Annotated in this window: 20 protein-coding genes; 13 read left to right on the forward strand and 7 right to left on the reverse strand. The window is 63.5% G+C overall.

Annotated elements, in window-relative coordinates; genetic code table 11:
• Positions 1–6: 6 nt before the first annotated feature.
• Positions 7–903 carry a LysR family transcriptional regulator gene (locus CCOS191_RS00195; RefSeq protein ID WP_046853594.1) on the forward strand — a complete coding sequence of 299 codons (897 nt, stop codon included), beginning with the start codon at positions 7–9 and terminating at the stop codon, positions 901–903.
• Here the strand turns inward: CCOS191_RS00195 and CCOS191_RS00200 are convergent.
• Positions 900–1,223, reverse strand: coding sequence for a DUF883 family protein (locus CCOS191_RS00200; RefSeq protein WP_023632598.1), 324 nt, complete (start codon positions 1,221–1,223; stop codon positions 900–902). The two genes, CCOS191_RS00195 and CCOS191_RS00200, sit on opposite strands and share 4 nt — an antisense overlap.
• 149 nt (positions 1,224–1,372) lie before the next feature.
• On the opposite strand from CCOS191_RS00200, the gene CCOS191_RS00205 reads away from it, so the two are divergent.
• Positions 1,373–1,588: a dodecin gene (locus CCOS191_RS00205; RefSeq protein ID WP_023632599.1), complete on the forward strand. Its 216-nt coding sequence runs from the start codon at positions 1,373–1,375 to the stop codon at positions 1,586–1,588.
• 102 nt (positions 1,589–1,690) lie between these two features.
• Complete coding sequence (locus CCOS191_RS00210; protein ID WP_023632600.1) at positions 1,691–1,912, forward strand: DUF1161 domain-containing protein; 222 nt, start codon at positions 1,691–1,693, stop codon at positions 1,910–1,912.
• Between the two features lie 50 nt (positions 1,913–1,962).
• Here CCOS191_RS00210 and CCOS191_RS00215 read toward each other — a convergent pair whose 3' ends face one another.
• On the reverse strand, positions 1,963–2,967 hold the full coding sequence (locus tag CCOS191_RS00215; RefSeq protein ID WP_038707101.1) for an LLM class flavin-dependent oxidoreductase: 1,005 nt from the start codon (positions 2,965–2,967) through the stop codon (positions 1,963–1,965).
• A 153-nt stretch (positions 2,968–3,120) separates the two neighbouring features.
• On the opposite strand from CCOS191_RS00215, the gene CCOS191_RS00220 reads away from it, so the two are divergent.
• Positions 3,121–3,546, forward strand: coding sequence for an OsmC family protein (locus CCOS191_RS00220; protein ID WP_046853595.1), 426 nt, complete (start codon positions 3,121–3,123; stop codon positions 3,544–3,546).
• 75 nt (positions 3,547–3,621) lie between these two features.
• Positions 3,622–3,855, forward strand: coding sequence for a DUF1161 domain-containing protein (locus CCOS191_RS00225; RefSeq protein WP_046853596.1), 234 nt, complete (start codon positions 3,622–3,624; stop codon positions 3,853–3,855).
• A 39-nt stretch (positions 3,856–3,894) separates the two neighbouring features.
• Here the strand turns inward: CCOS191_RS00225 and CCOS191_RS00230 are convergent, their stop codons facing one another.
• On the reverse strand, positions 3,895–4,308 hold the full coding sequence (locus CCOS191_RS00230) for a PA0061/PA0062 family lipoprotein (protein ID WP_023628733.1): 414 nt from the start codon (positions 4,306–4,308) through the stop codon (positions 3,895–3,897).
• Between the two features lie 55 nt (positions 4,309–4,363).
• A complete protein-coding gene (locus CCOS191_RS00235) occupies positions 4,364–4,777 on the reverse strand; it encodes a PA0061/PA0062 family lipoprotein (RefSeq protein WP_046853597.1) in 414 nt (137 codons plus the stop codon).
• Between the two features lie 67 nt (positions 4,778–4,844).
• On the opposite strand from CCOS191_RS00235, the gene CCOS191_RS00240 reads away from it, so the two are divergent.
• Positions 4,845–5,978: an aminopeptidase gene (locus CCOS191_RS00240; RefSeq protein ID WP_442963656.1), complete on the forward strand. Its 1,134-nt coding sequence runs from the start codon at positions 4,845–4,847 to the stop codon at positions 5,976–5,978.
• A gap of 35 nt (positions 5,979–6,013) precedes the next feature.
• On the opposite strand, the gene CCOS191_RS00245 is transcribed toward CCOS191_RS00240, so the two are convergent.
• The gene (locus tag CCOS191_RS00245; RefSeq protein WP_046857658.1) at positions 6,014–6,661 is read right to left on the reverse strand and encodes an HAD family hydrolase; all 648 of its coding nucleotides are present in this window, start codon (positions 6,659–6,661) and stop codon (positions 6,014–6,016) included.
• 20 nt (positions 6,662–6,681) lie between these two features.
• Positions 6,682–7,230 (reverse strand): gamma carbonic anhydrase family protein, encoded by a 549-nt coding sequence (locus CCOS191_RS00250; RefSeq protein WP_046853598.1) that lies wholly within the window; start codon positions 7,228–7,230, stop codon positions 6,682–6,684.
• Between the two features lie 66 nt (positions 7,231–7,296).
• Here CCOS191_RS00250 and prlC point away from each other — a divergent pair, with 66 nt between their 5' ends.
• The 6 genes from prlC to CCOS191_RS00280 all read left to right on the forward strand — a co-directional run bounded on the left by prlC (position 7,297) and on the right by CCOS191_RS00280 (position 15,637).
• The gene (gene prlC / locus CCOS191_RS00255; RefSeq protein ID WP_082120337.1) at positions 7,297–9,384 is read left to right on the forward strand and encodes an oligopeptidase A; all 2,088 of its coding nucleotides are present in this window, start codon (positions 7,297–7,299) and stop codon (positions 9,382–9,384) included.
• On the forward strand, positions 9,381–9,662 hold the full coding sequence (locus CCOS191_RS00260; protein WP_046853600.1) for a YheV family putative zinc ribbon protein: 282 nt from the start codon (positions 9,381–9,383) through the stop codon (positions 9,660–9,662). The genes prlC and CCOS191_RS00260 overlap by 4 nt, the downstream gene beginning before the upstream one ends.
• Positions 9,663–9,775: 113 nt before the next feature.
• Entirely contained in the window at positions 9,776–11,770 is a 1,995-nt protein-coding gene (locus tag CCOS191_RS00265) for a M3 family metallopeptidase (RefSeq protein WP_046853601.1), read from the forward strand.
• A 63-nt stretch (positions 11,771–11,833) separates the two neighbouring features.
• Positions 11,834–12,889, forward strand: a complete 1,056-nt coding sequence (locus CCOS191_RS00270) for a PA0069 family radical SAM protein (RefSeq protein WP_046853602.1) — start codon at positions 11,834–11,836, stop codon at positions 12,887–12,889.
• Positions 12,890–13,193: 304 nt separating this feature from the next.
• Positions 13,194–13,913, forward strand: coding sequence for a carbonic anhydrase (locus CCOS191_RS00275; protein WP_023628961.1), 720 nt, complete (start codon positions 13,194–13,196; stop codon positions 13,911–13,913).
• Positions 13,914–14,101: 188 nt separating this feature from the next.
• On the forward strand, positions 14,102–15,637 hold the full coding sequence (locus tag CCOS191_RS00280; protein ID WP_442963657.1) for a SulP family inorganic anion transporter: 1,536 nt from the start codon (positions 14,102–14,104) through the stop codon (positions 15,635–15,637).
• A gap of 131 nt (positions 15,638–15,768) precedes the next feature.
• On the opposite strand, the gene CCOS191_RS00285 is transcribed toward CCOS191_RS00280, so the two are convergent.
• Positions 15,769–16,410, reverse strand: a complete 642-nt coding sequence (locus CCOS191_RS00285) for a hypothetical protein (protein WP_046853603.1) — start codon at positions 16,408–16,410, stop codon at positions 15,769–15,771.
• A 381-nt stretch (positions 16,411–16,791) separates the two neighbouring features.
• Between CCOS191_RS00285 and coxB the strand changes: the two genes are divergently transcribed.
• On the forward strand, positions 16,792–17,919 hold the full coding sequence (gene coxB, locus CCOS191_RS00290; protein WP_046853604.1) for a cytochrome c oxidase subunit II: 1,128 nt from the start codon (positions 16,792–16,794) through the stop codon (positions 17,917–17,919).
• Positions 17,920–17,948: the final 29 nt, after the last annotated feature.

The following is a 17,948-nucleotide window of genomic DNA, read 5'->3' on the forward strand; positions in this document are numbered from 1 at the left end:
AGTAAGATGGCTCAGGACCTTCCTCCCCTCAATGCGTTGCGGGCCTTCGAGGCGACAGCCCGGCTGAACAGCGTCAGCCAGGCAGCAGAAGCGCTTCATGTCACCCATGGCGCGGTCAGCCGGCAGATCAAGGTGCTTGAGGAGCATCTGGGGGTAGCCTTGTTCGTCAAGGACGGGCGCGGCGTCAAACTCACAGATGCCGGTGTGCGTCTGCGCGATGCCAGCTTCGAGGCCTTCGACCGGCTGCGCGGTGTCTGCGCCGAGCTTTCCCGCGATGCTGACGAAGCGCCGTTCGTGCTCGGTTGCTCCGGTAGCTTGCTGGCGCGTTGGTTCATCCCCCGCCTTGGACGCCTGAAAGCCGACCTGCCGGAGCTGCGCCTGCACCTGTCAGCGGGCGAAGGTGACCTTGATCCGCGACGCCCGGGGCTGGACGCACTGCTGGTCTACGCAGAGCCACCGTGGCCGGCGGACATGCAGGTGCATGTGCTCGCCGAGGAGCGCATCGGCCCGGTGATGAGCCCGCGCTTTGACGCCTTCGATCGTTTGAAAGCCTTGCCAGCCGTGGCTTTGCAGCATGTTGCCGTACTCCATACGACCTCGCGGCCGCAGGCTTGGCCTACCTGGGCGCGACAGCATGGGCTGGCGCCCGAGGCGCTGAGCTACGGGCAAGCCTTCGAGCATCTCTACTACTTGCTGGAAGCAGCGGTGGCCGGGCTGGGTGTGGCCATCGCCCCGCAACCGCTGGTGGCGGACGACCTGAAGGCCGGGCGGTTGGCCGCGCCATGGGGCTTTTCCCCCACCAATGCGGCACTGGCCTTGTGGGTACCCCGGCGCGCCGCGGACGGGCGCGCCGAGCAACTGGCGCAATGGCTGCGCCAGGAGCTGCAGCGACAGACGGGTTAGTTGCGGCGGCACATCAGGTAGGCGGCCAGCAGGCCCAGGGCGCCCACCGCGACACCTGCGGTGGTCCAGGGGTGTTCCTGGGCATAGTCGCGGGTGGCTACGCCGGTTTCGCGGGTGCGGGTCTTCACTTCCTCGTAGGCATCGCTGAGCAGGCTGCGTGAGTGCTTGAGGGCACTTTCGGCGTTGCCGCGCAGCGTCTTCATGGTCTTTTGCGTTTCTTCCGACGCATCGTGCTTGAGGCCTTCCAGAGTCTTGAGGAGGCTTTCGATCTCGGCTTCCATGCTTTCCAGTGAGGTTTTGCGCAACGCATTGCGTGCCATGTCGACTCTCCTTGCTGAGTGGGGATGTACAGGTTGCGACTGCGCAGCTGGGTGAAAGTGCGATCGAACTTTCCCCTGCGGCGATCGCTCGCAGGTAAACCGGGCCTGTGCTGCTAGGCTCAAGCCACTACCCACTAAGGAGAGCGCTCATGTCGGATCATCACACCTACAAGAAGATCGAGCTGGTCGGGTCTTCGCCCACCAGCATCGAAGAAGCGATCAACAATGCCCTGGCCGAGGCCGGCAAGAGCATCAAGCACCTGGAATGGTTCGAAGTGATCGATACCCGCGGGCATATCCGTGACAACAAGGCCGCGCATTTCCAGGTGACGCTGAAGGTTGGGTTCCGCATCGCCAACAGCTGAAACCAAGCTGGGCTAGGCTTGCCCGGCGTGTTGGAGTATCAAGGTTGCAGGGCGCGTGCTTCGCGCCCTTTTTGTCTTTGATCTGTACAAGGAAAGCGATCGATGAAGAAATTGATTCTGGCCGTGGGGCTGATGGTGTTGGCTGGCGGCGCGATGGCGGCGGGCAAGCCGTGCGAGGAACTCAAGGCTGAGATTGCGGCGAAGCTCGATGCCAAAGGGGTGAAGGGGTACTCGCTGGAGATCGTCAACAAGGGCGAGCCGGCCGGCAAGGTAATCGGCAGCTGCGAGGGTGGGACCAAGGAAATCGTCTACCGCCGCGGCTGATCGAATCCTTATCGCGGGGCAAGTCGCAGCGGCTTGCCCCGCGATTGAGTTCACTCGGCTTTGAGCGCCTGCGCCATCAGCTCATAGGACTTGATCCGGTCGGCGTGTTCATACAGGTCACTGGTAAAGATCAGCTCGTCCGCCCCCGTCTGCTCCAGCAACACCTCGACCTTCGCCCGCACCTTCTGCGGGCTGCCGATCATCGCCAGGCCCAGGAAGCTGCTCACCGCATCACGTTCATGGGGCAGCCAAAGGCCATTCATGCTCTCGACGGGCGGACGCTGCATCAGGCTCTGGCCACGGATCAGCGCGAGGATGCGCTGGTACACCGAGGTGGCCAGGTATTCGGCCTTTTCGTCGGTTTCAGCCACTACCATCGGAATGCCTAGCATCACGTAAGGCTTGTCCAGCGTCGTCGACGGTTTGAAATGGTCGCGATAGATACGGATCGCCTCGTGCATGTAGCGCGGCGCGAAATGCGAAGCGAAGGCGTAGGGCATGCCGCGCATGCCGGCGAGCTGGGCGCTGAACAGGCTGGAGCCGAGCAGCCACATGGGCACCTCGGTGTCGTGGCCGGGCACGGCGATGACCTTCTGGTCGTCGGTGCGCGGGCCCAGGTAGCGCGACAGTTCCTCGACATCGTCCGGAAAGTCGTCGGCGCTGCCGGAGCGCTCGCGGCGCAAGGCGCGGGCGGTCATCTGGTCGGAACCGGGGGCGCGGCCCAGGCCCAGGTCGATGCGGCCTGGGTACAGGCTGGCGAGGGTGCCGAACTGTTCGGCGATCACCAGCGGTGCGTGGTTGGGCAGCATCACCCCGCCAGAGCCGATGCGGATGGTCGAGGTACCACCGGCGAGGTAACCGATCAGCACGGCGGTGGCCGAGCTGGCGATACCGTCCATGTTGTGATGCTCGGCGACCCAGAAGCGGTTGTAGCCGAAACCCTCGACGTGTTGCGCCAGGTCCAGCGAATTGCGCAGCGATTGCGCCGGGCTGCCGTCGGCGCGCACGGGCACCAGGTCGAGGGTGGAAATCTTCAGGTCTCGCAGGTGCGTCATTGGAGCCTCCGCTACAGGTGGTTGGCCATGGGCCTTCTGGACTCTGTATGGGCACATTCGCTGGATTCAATGCCTTCTTGCAGATTGATCTGAACTTGGCGTGGGCCTGGTCCTCAGAACCTTAGACACCCCAACCCTGTGACAGGAGGCAGCATGAAGAAGACAGCATCGGCGGTCTGGCAAGGTGGCCTGAAGGACGGCAAGGGCCAGATCTCTACTGAAAGCGGCGCGCTCAAGCAAGCGCCCTACGGTTTCAACACCCGTTTCGAAGGCACGCCCGGGACCAACCCGGAAGAGCTGATCGGCGCTGCCCATGCCGGCTGCTTCTCCATGGCGTTGTCGATGATGTTGGGCGAGGCGGGATTCACGCCTGAACGGATCGACACTCACGCCGAGGTAAGCCTGGACAAGCAGGCCGATGGCTTTGCCATCACCGCCGTTCACCTGCCCCTCAAGGCCACCGTGCCTGGGGCCAGCGAGGCGCAGTTCCAGGAGATCGCCAACAAGGCCAAGGCCGGCTGCCCGGTGTCCAAGGTGCTGAACGCAACCATCAGCCTGGATGCCACGCTGCTTTCCTAGGCGGCGCAACGGCGGCGGTTTCCTGTAGTCTAATCAGCGTTGGCAGCTCGTCTGCCCTGCCTCAGGAGCCGTTCCATGATCCGCGTAGCATTTGGTGTGCTGGCTTCCCTGCTGGCCACCGCCGCACTGGCCGCGCCCAAGCCGTGCGAGGAACTGAAGGCCGAGATCGAAGCGAAGATCCAGGCGAACAAGGTTTCCTCCTACACCCTGGAGATCGTGCCCAACGCCGAGGTCAGTGACCCCAACATGATCGTTGGCAGCTGCGATGGCGGCACGAAGAAGATCATCTACCAGAAGAATGATCGGTAAGGCTCGACAGTCGGGGCTGCACAGCAGCCCCACCATCGATCAAGGAATGCAGGTGACGTTGCTCGGCTCGTTTACCACCACCTTGCGGCTGGCGTCGTACAACAACACCTGCGGCTGCATGGCCGGAGCCCGGGCCTCCAGGCGGTAACGCTCGCCCGCCTTGAAATCGTTGTAGCGCACGGTCAGGTAGCAGGTCCGCTCGGTCGGGTCGGTACTGAAACCACCGGCGTAGATCTCGTAGTCGAAGCGCACCACCAGTTCATGCCGGCCCGGCGTCACCTGAAAATAGCGGCCATCGTCCAGGCGCTTGCCGTCCAGGCGGTCGGCCATGAGGGTGCGACCGGGGGTGATGGTGTACATGTCGATCCAGGCCTTGCCGGGGTCGGCGGGGGGCAAGGGGCTGGCGCAAGCCCCCAAAGCACTGAGGGCCATCAGCATCATGGGCTGGCGCATGGTGAAACTCCCGCTCGCGGTTTACAGGCTACAAGCATAGCGCCGTTCGCGGTGTTCAGGTGCGCTGGCAGCCTGCCGGTTCGCCCTGGCCGATCAGCTTCTGGCGCTGGTCGTAGAGTTTGATCCACGGCCGGAAGCCGATGCTGCCGGCTTGCATCTGGTAGCGCTGGCCGGCAGTGAAATCCTTGAAGGTGAGGTTGAGCTGGCAGTCGCGCCACAGCGGCTCCTCCACCGGGCCGATGTTGCTGGGCGTCACGGCGAACTGGTAGCGCACGGTCAGTTCATGGTTACCGGGCTGTACCTCGAAATAGCGGCTGTCCGCCCAGTCGCGCTCATCCACTTGCAGGGCGTGCAGCGAATCGTTGTCACCCGGTGCCAGGTCTACCCAGGCCTGATTCGGGTCCGGGTCGGGCAAGGTGGAACACCCGGTCAACAGCACGAGCGTGCCGACGGCAAACAGTGTACGCATGGCAAAGCTTCCCCTTGGCGAGATAGTCTTGGTCGCATTCGGCCGACGAGCGAGATAGACAGCCTCGATGTTTGGACTTTTTCTTTTCATGCGCTGCAGCCGTCGGGCTCTCGACCGCGTTTTCACCCGGTTTGTTCCCGTGACGCTGGCTGTCCTGCTGAGCGGTTGCTCCAGCGTGGGCTATTACGGTCAGTTGGCCGAGGGGCAATGGCAGCTGTTGCGGGCACGCCAACCGCTGGATCGGGTGATTGCAGACCCTGCCACCAGCCCGGCCTTGCGTCAGCGCCTGCTGTTCGCCGAAAAAGCCCGGGCGTTTGCCAGCGCGCAACTGAAGTTGCCGGACAACGGCAGCTATCGGGTGTATGCCGATCTCGGCCGGCCATACGTGGTGTGGAACGTGTTCGCCACCCCGGAGCTGTCATTGCAGCCGGTGACCCATTGTTTCCCCATTGCTGGATGCGTGGCTTATCGCGGCTACTATCGCCAGGGTGCCGCCCGCGGAGCGGCGGCGCTGATGCGCCAGGACGGGCTGGATGTCTATGTCGGAGGTGTGGAGGCCTACTCCACCCTGGGCTGGTTCGACGACCCGATTCTTTCGACCATGACCGGCTGGGGCGAGGAGCGGCTGGCTACGGTGATTTTCCATGAGTTGGCGCATCAGCGCTTCTACGTACAGGACGATACCGAGTTCAACGAATCGTTCGCGTCGTTCGTGGAGCAGGAGGGCACCCGGCAATGGCGCGCGGCGCGCGGGCTGGCGGCGGTCGAGGATGGCGGAGTGGCGCAGCGCGAGCAATTTACCCGCTTGGTGCTGGCCAGCCGCGAGCGATTGCAAGCGATCTATGCGGGCCCCTTGGATGAGGCAGGCAAGCGTGCGGCCAAGCAGGCTGAGTTCGAGCGGTTGCGACGGGAATACCGGGAGGTGCGGGATCGGGATTGGGGCGGGGATCGGCGCTTCGATGCCTGGATCTTCGCGCCGTTGAACAATGCAAAGTTGCTGCCGTTTGGGTTATATGACCAATGGGTGCCGGCGTTTTCGCGGCTGTTCAAAGAGGTTGGTGGGGATTGGCTGCGGTTTTATGAGCGAGTAGAACAGTTGGGTCAGATGCCCATTGATAGGCGCAAGGCACAGTTGGAGCGTCTGATGCCATCGCGGGGGCAAGTCGCAGCGGCGAACCGCCGCTCCCACGCTGGCATCTGATCATGGCGTGGGAGCGGGCTTGCCCCGCGATGGGGTCAGCGTGTAAAGCCCTGGTGCAGCTCAGCCAGCGTCTCGAAGTGGAACGCCGGTGCCTCGGCCTCGAGTTCTTCCCGGCTGCCGAACCCATAGCCCACCGCCACCGCCTGCAAACCGTTGCTGCGCGCACCGATCAGGTCATGCTTGCGATCCCCGATCATCAAGGTCTGCGTCGGATCCAGCCCCTCCTCGTCCAGCAGGTGGCGGATCAGCTCGACCTTGTTGGTCCGCGTGCCATCGAGCTCGCTGCCGTAGATCACCTTGAAGTGATGGTCGAAGGCGAAATGCCGGGCAATTTCGCGGGCGAACTCCCAGGGTTTGGAGGTGGCGATATACAGGGTGCGGCCCTGGCCATTGAGCGCTTGCAGCAACTCGGGCACGCCGTCGAACACCAGGTTTTCGTACAGCCCGGTTACCTTGAAGCGCTCACGGTAGAAGTTCACCGCGTCCCAGGCCTTGGCCTCGTCGAAGGCATAGAACTGCATGAACGCCTGCAGCAAGGGCGGGCCGATGAAGTGCTCGAGGCGGGTAAGGTCCGGCTCGTCGATACCCAGCTTGGCCAGCGCGTACTGGATCGAGCGGGTGATGCCCAGGCGCGGGTCGGTCAGGGTGCCGTCGAGGTCGAAGAGGATGTTCTGCTGGTGCATGGTGTTCTCTGCAGTCGAATTCATTCCGGGAGGTCGTAGCCTTCGGCCAGGTGCTGGTCCTTGAGCTTGACGTAGTTGCCGGCGCTGTAGGGGAAGAACGCGTGTTCCTGCTCGCTCAGCAGGCGCACCTGCTTCACCGGGCTGCCCATGTACAGGTAGCCGCTGACCAGGCGTTTGCCGGGTGGCACCAGGCTGCCGGCGCCGATGATCACTTCGTCCTCGACGATGGCGCCGTCCATGATGGTGCTGCCCATGCCGACCAGGATGCGATTGCCCAGGGTACAGCCATGCAGCATGACTTTGTGACCGATGGTCACCTCGTCGCCTATGATCAGTGGGTAGCCATCGGGGTTGAAGGGCCCGGCGTGGGTGATGTGCAGCACGCTGCCGTCCTGCACGCTGGTGCGTGCGCCGATACGGATGCGGTGCATGTCGCCACGCACCACGGTCAACGGCCAGATCGAGCTGTCCTCGCCGATCTCGACGTCGCCGATGACCACCGCCGAACGGTCGACGAAGGCCCGTGGTCCCACTTTCGGCGTGTGTTCCCGAAACGCGCGGATGGCCATGATAGTGTTCCTCTGCAATGCCGATAGGCAGGCTGCCTGCTGCGGTCGGCGTCGATTGTAATTAAGATGGTCCCGTGTTTCTCCTGCCAAGGTACCCGAACCGTGAGTGCGAACAACCCGCTGCTGCAGTCCCATGATCTGCCGCCCTTCTCGGCGATCCGCGCCGAGCATGTGCTGCCGGCGATCGAGCAGATCCTCGCCGACAACCGCAAGGCTATCGCCGAGATCCTTGAAAAGCAGGGCAAGAACCCGACCTGGGCCGGCCTGGTGCTGGCAATGGACGAACTCAACGACCGCCTGGGCGCCGCCTGGAGCCCGGTCAGCCACCTCAACGCGGTGTGCAACAGCCAGGAACTGCGCGAGGCCTACGAGTCGTGCCTGCCGGCCCTGAGCGCCTATTCCACCGAACTGGGCCAGAACCGTGCCCTGTTCGAAGCTTATGAGGCCCTGGCCGCCAGCCCTGAAGCCGCAAGCTTCGACGTGGCGCAGAAGACCATCATCGACCACGCCCTGCGCGATTTCCGCCTGTCGGGCATCGACTTGCCGGCCGACAAGCAGCAGCGCTACGCCGAGGTGCAGAGCAAGCTCAGCGAACTGGGCAGCCGCTTCTCCAACCAACTGCTCGACGCCACCCAGGCCTGGACCAAGCACGTCACCGACGAAGCCGCGCTGGCTGGCCTGACCGACTCGGCCAAGGCGCAGATGGCCGCCGCAGCGCAGGCCAAGGGCCTGGACGGCTGGCTGATCACCCTGGAGTTCCCCAGCTACTACGCAGTGATGACCTACGCCAGCGACCGCGCCCTGCGCGAAGAGCTGTATGCCGCCTACTGCACCCGTGCCTCCGACCAGGGCCCGAATGCCGGCCAGTTCGACAACGGCCCGGTGATGGAAGAGATCCTCGACCTGCGCCAGGAATTGGCCGGGCTGCTGGGTTACAAGAACTTCGCCGAGCTGAGCCTGGCCACCAAGATGGCCGAATCCAGCGACCAGGTGCTGAGCTTCCTGCGCGACCTGGCCAAGCGTTCCAAACCATTCGCCGCCCAGGACCTGGAGCAGCTCAAGGCCTATGCCGCCGAGCAAGGCACCCCCGAGCTGGCCAGCTGGGACGCCGGGTACTTCGGCGAGAAGCTGCGCGAGCAGCGCTACAGCGTGTCCCAGGAAGCGCTGCGCGCCTACTTCCCGATCGACAAGGTGCTGTCCGGCCTGTTCGTCATCGTGCAGCGCCTGTACGGCATCGAGATCAACGAACTCAAGGGCTTCGACAGCTGGCACCCGGACGTGCGCCTGTTCGAAATCAAGGAAAACGGCCAGCACGTCGGCCGCTTCTTCTTCGACCTCTATGCCCGCGCCAACAAGCGTGGCGGTGCCTGGATGGATGGCGCCCGCGACCATCGCCGCACCGCCAATGGCAGCCTGCAGAGCCCGGTGGCCAACCTGGTGTGCAACTTCACCCCGGCCACGCCCGGCAAGCCCGCGCTGCTTACCCACGACGAAGTCACCACCCTGTTCCACGAGTTCGGGCACGGCCTGCACCACCTGCTGACCCGCATCGAGCATGCGGGTGTGTCCGGCATCAACGGTGTGGCCTGGGATGCGGTGGAGCTGCCGAGCCAGTTCATGGAGAACTGGTGCTGGGAGCCCGAGGGCCTGGCGCTGATCTCCGGCCACTACGAGACCGGTGAGGCATTGCCCCAGGACCTGCTGGACAAGATGCTCGCGGCGAAGAACTTCCAGTCCGGCATGATGATGGTGCGCCAGCTGGAGTTCTCGCTGTTCGACTTCGAGCTGCACGCCACCCACGGCGACGGCCGCAGCGTGCTGCAGGTGCTCGAGGGCGTGCGTGACGAGGTCTCGGTGATGCGTCCGCCGGCCTACAACCGCTTCCCCAACAGCTTCGCGCACATCTTCGCCGGCGGTTATGCGGCGGGTTACTACAGCTACAAGTGGGCCGAAGTGCTGTCGGCCGACGCCTTCTCGCGCTTTGAGGAAGAAGGTGTGCTCAACGCCGAGACCGGCCGCGCCTTCCGCGAAGCCATCCTGGCCCGTGGCGGTTCCCGCGAGCCGATGGTGCTGTTCGTTGACTTCCGTGGCCGCGAGCCTTCCATCGATGCATTGTTGCGCCACAGCGGCCTCACCGAGGACGCGGCGGCATGAGTGAGGTAGCCGTGAGCAAGAGCAAGCGACGCTTCATCGCCGGGGCGGTTTGCCCGGCATGCAGCGAGATGGACAAGCTGATGATGTGGAACGAGGACGGCGTGCCGCACCGTGAGTGCGTGGCCTGTGGGTTCACTGACACCCTGAACGAACAAGGCCTGTCAGTACCCAGCGAGCTCGGCACCCGGGTCAACCACCTGGCGCCGAAAGCGCCGCCGGCCAAGGTGCAGACCGTGCAGTTCTTCCCCAATCCGAAGCTGAAGAAGCCTTCGGAATAACGACCTTTCGGGCGCCCTCGGGACGCTCTTTGGGCTCAAGGTAGATATTGCTGCCTGTACCGCTTGGGTGGGTCACTAAGGTGTAGGTCCCTTGACCCGCACCGAGGTGCACGATGACCCACCCATTCGTTTTTCTTCCTGGCGGGCTGCTTGATTACGCGTCGTTGCGGCCCGAGCAGCTCGAACCGGCCGTTCGCCAGATTCATGATGCCAACCTGACAGCGCTTGAGCGGATCGTTGCCGATCAGGCGCATGTTCCTGGATGGAATGACCTGGTCCTGGCAATCGAGCGGCTCGACCAGCGGCTGGAGGACACTTTTCACTCACTGGTCCCCCTCGCTTACGAGGGCGGGGATTGGGCCGATGCGGTGAGTGCCTGCCATGGTTTGCTCGGCGACTGGAAGCGACGTAAACATGAATGCCCGGGGCTGTTGCAGGCCTATCAACGCATCGACGAGGCGACACTCGACACTGAGCAACGTGTGGTGCTGTCGAGGCTTCTCAGGGACTTTCGCCTGGGTGGCTTTCAGCTGGGGGGCGCTGAACGGGCCCAATTGCGCGCGACCGAAGCTGCCATTAGCGGGCTCGAATGGCAGTTCATGAGCAATCTGAGCGGCGCTCGAAGTGCCGGGGCACGTTTGTTGACCGATGAATCGCAATTGAGTGGTCTTGACCGACCGCAACGGCGACGCCTGCGTGACAACGCCCAGGAAGAGGAGCTGGATGGCTGGCTGATCGACCTGGGGGAAACGACCGTCGAGGCGATTCTCGAATCGGCTGATGATCGCTCGCTGCGTGCCTGGGTTTATCGAGCCTCCCGATCGCTGGCAACGGACCCTGACCACGACAATGCCCAGGTAATGCAAGCGTTGTTGCGTTTGCGACACGAGCGGGCCCAGCTGCTGGGATTGGCCAACGCTGCCGAGGTCGGGCTCGAGCTGAAAGCTGCTCGTACCACAAGCGAGGTCGAAACATTCATCGAGGGTCTGATCGAAGAGAACCGTCCCAGGCTGCAGGCCGACCTCAAGGAACTGCAGGAGCGGGCTGACCAGTTGGGTATGGGGGCGCTTGAGCCTTGGGATATCGCTTATCTGACCAGGAAAATCAGGGACGATGCTGTCGCCGGGCTGCAACTGCGTGATCGCTTCCCACTCGATACAGCCCTGACCGCTTTGCGCGAGCTGCACGAGCGATTGTTCGATATCCGCATGGTGCCGCGTGCCGTCGCGGTCTGGCACGCAGATGTGCAAGTGCTGGAGGTATGCGAGCAGGGTAGCGTCCTGGGGTACATCTACCTCGACCTTCACGCGCGCCCTGGCAAAGTGTCCTGGCCGTACTGCTACCCCATGCGTCAGCGCCATGTCGATACCGGCGGTGCGCTGACATTGCCAACCACCTTGCTGTCCTGCTCCTTCGCACACGGCCCCGATGGATCTACGTCGCGCCTTGGTCACAGCGATTTGTGCAAGTTCCATCATGAGTTCGGCCATGCGCTGCACCAGATTCTCGTGACCCATCGTCATCGTCGCCTCAATCGCACCCTGCCGGCGATGCTCGGCCCGGACAGCTGCGAGTTCGTTGGCATCCTGTTCGAGCAATGGTGCTGGTCCGCACCTGCTCTGCAAGGCGTCACTGCCCTCATGGCGGATACTGCCCCGGTTCCCCTGGAAGCCTTGCGGCGCTGGCTGGCGAGCCGGCGGCGGCTGCGGGGTGTGGCCGAGGCCGAGAAGTTGCGGCGTGCCTGGTTCGACTTCATTGCGCACCGGGATGGGGATGCACGTCTTGACCTGCAAGACCTGGCCCGCCAGGCCAGTCATCTGGTCGGGCTTCCTGCGGCATTCGCGCAGGAGCGCTTCGCCGAGTCTTTCGACTACCTGGTGACAGGTTATGAGGCCGGGTACTACAGCTACAAATGGGCCCAGGCGCATGCCATCGATGCGTTCACCCGTTTCGAGGAACAAGGTGTCGATCAGCGGGAGGTCGCGCGGATCATGCGGCGGGAGCTCATGACCAAGATTGCTTTGCGCGGGCTTTCCGCTTCATTCAACGCGTTCGTCGGCAGGGGGCTTTCCCTGGCGGCCTACCGTGACTGGCATCAGCCTGCCTGACGGTACTGGTTATCGATGACGACTCATTGTACTGTACAAAAATACAGTAAATGGGTTGTCGTCATGTCTACTTCTCCCATCCGCGGCCGCGGCACCGCCAGCAATCCGCACAACCGTTTCGCCCCGAGTCGTGCGGTGGCCGAGGATGACGGGTGGTACCAGGAGGTGCCGATAACCCAGGGCACCGAGGTCCGGATCGAGGTGGCGAAGACCATCATCGCGCGCAACACTTCACCCGACCTGCCTTTCGACCGTTCTATCAACCCCTATCGCGGTTGCGAGCATGGCTGCATCTACTGTTACGCCCGTCCCAGCCACGCCTACTGGGACCTCTCCCCCGGCCTGGACTTCGAAACCAAGCTGATCGCCAAGACCAACGCCGCCGAGGTGCTCGAGCAGCAACTGAGCAAGCCTGGCTACGTCTGTGCGCCGATCAACCTGGGGTCCAACACCGACCCTTATCAGCCCATCGAGCGCGAACAACAGCTGACCCGGCGCCTGCTCGAAGTTCTGCTGCGTTACCGCCACCCAGTGACCATCGTCACCAAGGGCTCGCTGGTGCTGCGCGACCTGGACCTGCTGAGCGAGTTGGCCAGCCAGCGCCTGGCGCGGGTGATGATCAGCCTCACCACCCTGGACGATGAGCTCAAGCGCACCCTCGAACCACGTGCGGCCGCTCCAAAGGCACGCCTGCGCGCTATTCGCGTGCTGCGTGAGGCGGGTGTTCCGGTGGGCGTGCTGTGCTCGCCGATGATCCCGATGATCAATGACAGCGAACTGGAGCACTTGCTGGAGGCGGCGAAGGAGGCCGGCGCGCAGAGCGCGGCGTACATGATGCTGCGCTTGCCGCTGGAGGTGGCGCCGTTGTTCGAGCAGTGGCTGCACGATCACTACCCACAGCGGGCCACGCATGTGCTGAGCCTGATTCGTCAGAGCCGGGGCGGTGAACTGTACGACAGCCGCTTCGGTGCGCGGATGCGCGGTGAAGGGGTGTTCGCGGACTTGCTGGCGCAGCGCTTTCGCAAGGCGGCCAGGCGGCTGGGGTTCGAAGGACGGGAGGAGTTGGCGCTTGATTGCAGCGCCTTCTGTCCTCCCGGTGCACAGATGGCGCTGTTCTAGCCAGCGGCTCGTTCAATCGGGAAGTCGAGCTCTATAAGTACAACTAAAGCAACCCAACAATTTCACTCATGAAGCTTGGCATCTGATGCTTTTTTGCTATTATCCAGTTCTCCCCTCGCCTATCCAGAACGCCCGTTCTAGAGCCTGCGCAATTAAGTTTCAGTTAAGTTTCCTACGCTAGCGTGAGTCATGAGTCAGCGGTGACTGTGATTATTTACCTGTGCGCGTCATCTAAATCCCCGCGTCACCCTGATCTTTCCCCGGTAACATGGAATTCACTTTCAAACCGTCCAGAGGATGAATCATGCCCGTCAAGGACCCATCCAAGGTTGTCCCGGCCGCACCCGCCGAAAGCGCCGATGCCGCCCTCAAGCATATCGTCGACGGCTTCCTGCGGTTCCACACCGAAGTCTTCCCCGAACAGCAAGAGCTGTTCAAGAAACTGGCCACCGCGCAGAAGCCGCGGGCCATGTTCATCACCTGCGCCGATTCGCGCATCGTCCCTGAGCTGATCACCCAAAGTTCGCCGGGCGACCTGTTCGTCACCCGTAACGTCGGTAACGTCGTACCGCCGTATGGGCAGATGAACGGCGGTGTGTCCAGCGCCATCGAGTACGCGGTGCTGGCCTTGGGCGTGCACCACATCATCGTCTGCGGTCACTCCGACTGCGGCGCCATGCGTGCGGTGCTCAACCCGCAATCGCTGGCCAAGATGCCGACCGTCTCCGCCTGGCTGCGCCATGCCGAAGTGGCGCGGACCGTGATCGAGGACAACTGCTCCTGCGGCAGCGAGCACGAAAGCATGCAGCTGCTGACCAAGGAAAACGTCATCGCCCAGCTGCACCACCTGCGCACCCATCCTTCGGTCGCGTCGCGCCTGGCGGCGGGCCAGTTGCACATCCATGGCTGGATCTACGACATCGAAACCAGCCAGATCGAAGCCTACGATGCCGCCAGCGACCGCTTCCTGCCGCTGACCGCAGGCGAGTCGATCCCTTCTGCCACACCGAGAGGCCGCTACTAAGCGACCCCAACACGCTGAACAAGCCTTGATTGCCGGCTGCACCCGATGGGTGCGGCGCGGCCTTCGCCTGCCTTGAATCTTCCTGAATGCCGTGCCGGCAGTCCCGCTGGCGGCCCACGCCTGCGCGTCGTTCAGGCTTCCCCGTGCTAGCGGCCAGCGGAATGGCCGTGAATCTAGAAAGGAGCTACATGGTGAACATGACACAGATAAAGGCGGCCCTGCCGCGTGAGTTGCTGGCTTCGGTGGTGGTCTTCCTGGTGGCCCTGCCCTTGTGCATGGGCATCGCCATCGCCTCGGGCATGCCGCCCGCAAAGGGGCTGATCACCGGGATCATCGGTGGCATCGTCGTGGGCTTCCTCGCCGGCTCACCGTTGCAGGTCAGCGGCCCGGCGGCGGGCCTGGCGGTGCTGGTGTTCGAGCTGGTGCGCCAGCATGGCGTGGCCATGCTCGGGCCTATCCTGCTGCTGGCCGGCCTGCTGCAACTGCTGGCCGGGCGCTTGCGCTTGGGCTGCTGGTTCCGGGTCACCGCGCCGGCGGTGGTGTACGGCATGCTTGCCGGGATCGGCGTGCTGATCGTGCTGTCCCAAGTGCACGTGATGTTCGATACAGCGCCCCAGCCATCGGGCGTGGACAACCTGCTGGGCTTCCCGGCGACGCTGGCCTCGGCGCTGCCGCTGGAAAGCGCAGGCGCCGGTTGGCAGGCCGGCGCGTTGGGCCTGGGCACCATCGCCATCATGTGGGGTTGGGAGCGTTTACGTCCGCAACGCCTGCGCTTCATTCCCGGTGCATTGCTCGGTGTGGCGGCAATGACCGCTGTCAGCTTGTGGCTGGCACTGCCGGTCAACCGCGTGCAGGTGCCTGCGGATCTGTCCGAGGCCATTGACTGGCTGCGCCCGGACGACCTGCTCAAGCTGGCCGACCCGACCCTGCTGGTGGCGGCCTTCGCCTTGGCCTTCATCGCCAGCGCCGAGACCTTGTTGTCCGCGGCGGCAGTCGATCGCATGCACAGTGGCCAGCGCTCGGATTTCGACCGAGAGCTGTCGGCGCAGGGTATCGGCAACATGCTGTGCGGCGTGCTCGGCGCATTGCCGATGACCGGTGTGATCGTACGCAGTTCGGCCAATGTCCAGGCCGGTGCGCAGACTCGCGCCTCGGCGATCCTGCATGGCCTGTGGTTGTTGGCGTTCGTCGTGGCGCTGAGCAGTGTGCTGCAGCAGATCCCGGTGGCCAGCCTGGCCGGGGTGCTGGTCTATACAGGCGTTAAACTGGTGGACTTGAAGGCTTTCCGTGGTCTTGGCCGCTACGGGCGGATGCCGATGTTCACCTATGCGGCGACGGCCCTGGCAATCATCTTTACCGACTTGCTGACCGGCGTGCTGCTGGGCTTTGCCCTGACCCTGCTGAAACTGGCGCTGAAGGCGGCCCGGCTGAAGATCAACCTGGTGGCGCTGGACGAGCCGGGGCACATGGAGCTTCGCCTTGGCGGCGCGGCCACCTTCCTCAAGGTGCCGGCGCTGACCCAGGTGCTGGATTCCGTGCCGGAGGGAACCACGCTGCACGTGCCGCTCGGCAACCTGAGCTATATCGACCATTCCTGTCTGGAGCTGCTGGAAGACTGGGGGCGCAGCGGCGCAGCCAAGGGCTCGCGGCTGGTGCTGGAGCAGCGGCGTCTGAAGCGGCGGGTCGAGGGAAGGTTGCGGACTACGGCGGGGGTTGGCGTCTAAGAGGGCCGCCTAGCGGCCCATCGCCGGCAAGCCGGCTCCCACAATGACGGCGCCGGTATCAAACCCTGCGTTGTACTTGTGGGAGCCGGCTTGCCGGCGATGAGGCCAGTCGAAACACTCTGGATTCAAGCTCAGGCCGACTGGCTCAACTCCACGCCCAGCCGGCGCGACAGGCATGGCCAGCGTTTCCAGGCCTCTCCGGTCTCCGGGTTCGACAGCTTGTCGCGATAGCGCTCCACTGACTCCACGGCGAAGCTCTCGTCATCGAGCATCTCGTCCACCGAGTGATGCACCACCTCATCCAGCTGGTTGGCGAAGGTCTCGCCGATCAGCTGGTGGGCGATCAGGTTGGCGACCGTGGTATCCACCGGAATCAGCGGCTGCTGGAAATGGCGGATATACAGGTCGTTGACCTCCTCGACCAGGCGATGCGCCAGGTAGGCCTCGTCCAACAGGCAATCCAGCCCGACCTGCCCCGCCATCACGCTCGGTGGCTGCAGGAAATAGGCCTCGGCAATCTTCAGCACCGGCTTGATCTGCGATTCGATGCCGGCCTCGAGGGCCACGGTGTGCGCGGCTTCGAGCAGTTCTGGAACCTCGTTGATATAGGCGCCGACGAAGCGGGCCAAAGTACCCTGGGCGTCCTGCTGGGGTAGGTGGATCGAAGGGTGCAGGTGTGGCAGTTGCTTCTCGAGACGGCTTTTCAGTTGGCCTGTGCGGCTCTCATGTTGATGGGCGTTTTCGATCTGCTCGCGTACAGCAGCGATGTTCATGACAACTCCAGGGACAAGGCGTTACAAACGGAAGACACTAAGTTAGCTTGCTTACGAGAATCGCTAAGACGCATTTGTTATATCTCTTAGGCACGTGTAGGAAATTGGCTATATCAATGTGCCATTATTGTGTCCCGGCCCAGTATCCATGCGCCTTTCAGCGCAAACGTTTGGTTGCGTGAAGATCATTTCGATCCCTGCGTTGCGCCCCATTCGTCGGTGTCTATACTCCGCTTGAAACGTGATTCGTTGATGAGGCCCGACTGCCTTAAGCAGGGGGCTCGGTCGTCGAAGCCAGGCAGTCTTGGCCACCGTTCCCCCCTTTGTCGTAGCAGGTCGTCCACGCCTCCGGGACTACAAGAACGATAAGGGGAACCCGCAATGATGCGACATCCACATGTCTGGATGGGCCTGTTGCTGTGGTCATTGTTTGGTCAGGCACAGGCAGCATGGACGGTGAACATGGCGCCCGGGGCGACGGAAGTCTCCCACGCGGTGTTCGACCTGCACATGACCATCTTCTGGGTCTGCGTGATCATCGGTATCGTGGTGTTCGGCGCGATGTTCTGGTCGATGGTCGTCCACCGCCGTTCCACCGGGCAGCAGGCCGCGCACTTCCACGAGCACACCTGGGTCGAGATCCTCTGGACCGTCGTGCCCTTCCTGATCCTCGTGGCCATGGCCATCCCGGCCACCAAGACCCTGATCGACATCTACGACGCCAGCGACTCGGACATCGATATCCAGGTCACCGGCTACCAGTGGAAGTGGCACTACAAGTACCTGGGCCAGGACGTCGAGTTCTTCAGCAATCTGGCCACCCCCGCCGAGCAGATCCACAACAATTCACCGAAGGACGAGCACTATCTGCTCGAAGTCGACCAGCCGCTGGTGCTGCCGGTGGGCGCCAAGGTGCGCTTCCTGGTGACCGCCGCCGACGTCATCCATTCCTGGTGGGTGCCGGCCTTCGCGGTCAAGCGTGATGCCATCCCCGGCTTCGTCAACGAAGCCTGGACCCGGGTCGAGAAGCCCGGGATCTACCGTGGCCAGTGCACCGAACTGTGCGGCAAGGACCACGGCTTCATGCCGGTGGTGGTCGAGGTGAAATCCAAGGCCGACTACGACACCTGGCTCGGCGAGCGCAAGGCCGAGGCGGCCAAGCTCAAGGAGCTGACCAGCAAGGAATGGACCCTCGAAGAGCTGGTGGCACGTGGCGACAAGGTCTACCACACCACCTGCGTGGCCTGTCACCAGGCCGAGGGCCAGGGGTTGCCGCCGATGTTCCCTGCCCTCAAGGGCTCGAAGATCGCCACCGGGCCCAAGGAAGCGCACCTGGGCATCGTCTTCCACGGCAAGCCGGGCACCGCCATGGCGGCATTCGGCAAGCAGCTTTCGGAAGTCGATATCGCCGCGGTGGTCACCTACGAGCGCAACGCCTGGGGCAACAACAAGGGCGACATGGTCACGCCGAAGGACGTGCTGGCGCTCAAGCAGGCCGAAGCGCAATGAGCCGGGCTACCCGCGGCAGTCAGTGGATT

It is taken from the genome of Pseudomonas sp. CCOS 191 (genome assembly GCF_001007005.1).
GTDB lineage: Bacteria > Pseudomonadota > Gammaproteobacteria > Pseudomonadales > Pseudomonadaceae > Aquipseudomonas > Aquipseudomonas soli.

Coding starts and splice junctions, on each gene's coding strand:
- CCOS191_RS00250 (WP_046853598.1), bottom strand. CDS start 7,230: ATGGCCATCCGCGCGTTTCGGGAACACACGCCGAAAGTGGGACCACGG.
- CCOS191_RS00265 (WP_046853601.1), top strand. CDS start 9,776: ATGACCCACCCATTCGTTTTTCTTCCTGGCGGGCTGCTTGATTACGCG.
- CCOS191_RS00225 (WP_046853596.1), top strand. CDS start 3,622: ATGATCCGCGTAGCATTTGGTGTGCTGGCTTCCCTGCTGGCCACCGCC.
- CCOS191_RS00215 (WP_038707101.1), bottom strand. CDS start 2,967: ATGACGCACCTGCGAGACCTGAAGATTTCCACCCTCGACCTGGTGCCC.
- CCOS191_RS00230 (WP_023628733.1), bottom strand. CDS start 4,308: ATGCGCCAGCCCATGATGCTGATGGCCCTCAGTGCTTTGGGGGCTTGC.
- CCOS191_RS00280 (WP_442963657.1), top strand. CDS start 14,102: ATGGTGAACATGACACAGATAAAGGCGGCCCTGCCGCGTGAGTTGCTG.
- CCOS191_RS00270 (WP_046853602.1), top strand. CDS start 11,834: ATGTCTACTTCTCCCATCCGCGGCCGCGGCACCGCCAGCAATCCGCAC.
- coxB (WP_046853604.1), top strand. CDS start 16,792: ATGATGCGACATCCACATGTCTGGATGGGCCTGTTGCTGTGGTCATTG.
- CCOS191_RS00275 (WP_023628961.1), top strand. CDS start 13,194: ATGCCCGTCAAGGACCCATCCAAGGTTGTCCCGGCCGCACCCGCCGAA.
- CCOS191_RS00195 (WP_046853594.1), top strand. CDS start 7: ATGGCTCAGGACCTTCCTCCCCTCAATGCGTTGCGGGCCTTCGAGGCG.
- CCOS191_RS00285 (WP_046853603.1), bottom strand. CDS start 16,410: ATGAACATCGCTGCTGTACGCGAGCAGATCGAAAACGCCCATCAACAT.
- CCOS191_RS00200 (WP_023632598.1), bottom strand. CDS start 1,223: ATGGCACGCAATGCGTTGCGCAAAACCTCACTGGAAAGCATGGAAGCC.
- prlC (WP_082120337.1), top strand. CDS start 7,297: ATGGTCCCGTGTTTCTCCTGCCAAGGTACCCGAACCGTGAGTGCGAAC.
- CCOS191_RS00245 (WP_046857658.1), bottom strand. CDS start 6,661: ATGCACCAGCAGAACATCCTCTTCGACCTCGACGGCACCCTGACCGAC.
- CCOS191_RS00210 (WP_023632600.1), top strand. CDS start 1,691: ATGAAGAAATTGATTCTGGCCGTGGGGCTGATGGTGTTGGCTGGCGGC.
- CCOS191_RS00205 (WP_023632599.1), top strand. CDS start 1,373: ATGTCGGATCATCACACCTACAAGAAGATCGAGCTGGTCGGGTCTTCG.
- CCOS191_RS00260 (WP_046853600.1), top strand. CDS start 9,381: ATGAGTGAGGTAGCCGTGAGCAAGAGCAAGCGACGCTTCATCGCCGGG.
- CCOS191_RS00220 (WP_046853595.1), top strand. CDS start 3,121: ATGAAGAAGACAGCATCGGCGGTCTGGCAAGGTGGCCTGAAGGACGGC.
- CCOS191_RS00235 (WP_046853597.1), bottom strand. CDS start 4,777: ATGCGTACACTGTTTGCCGTCGGCACGCTCGTGCTGTTGACCGGGTGT.
- CCOS191_RS00240 (WP_442963656.1), top strand. CDS start 4,845: ATGTTTGGACTTTTTCTTTTCATGCGCTGCAGCCGTCGGGCTCTCGAC.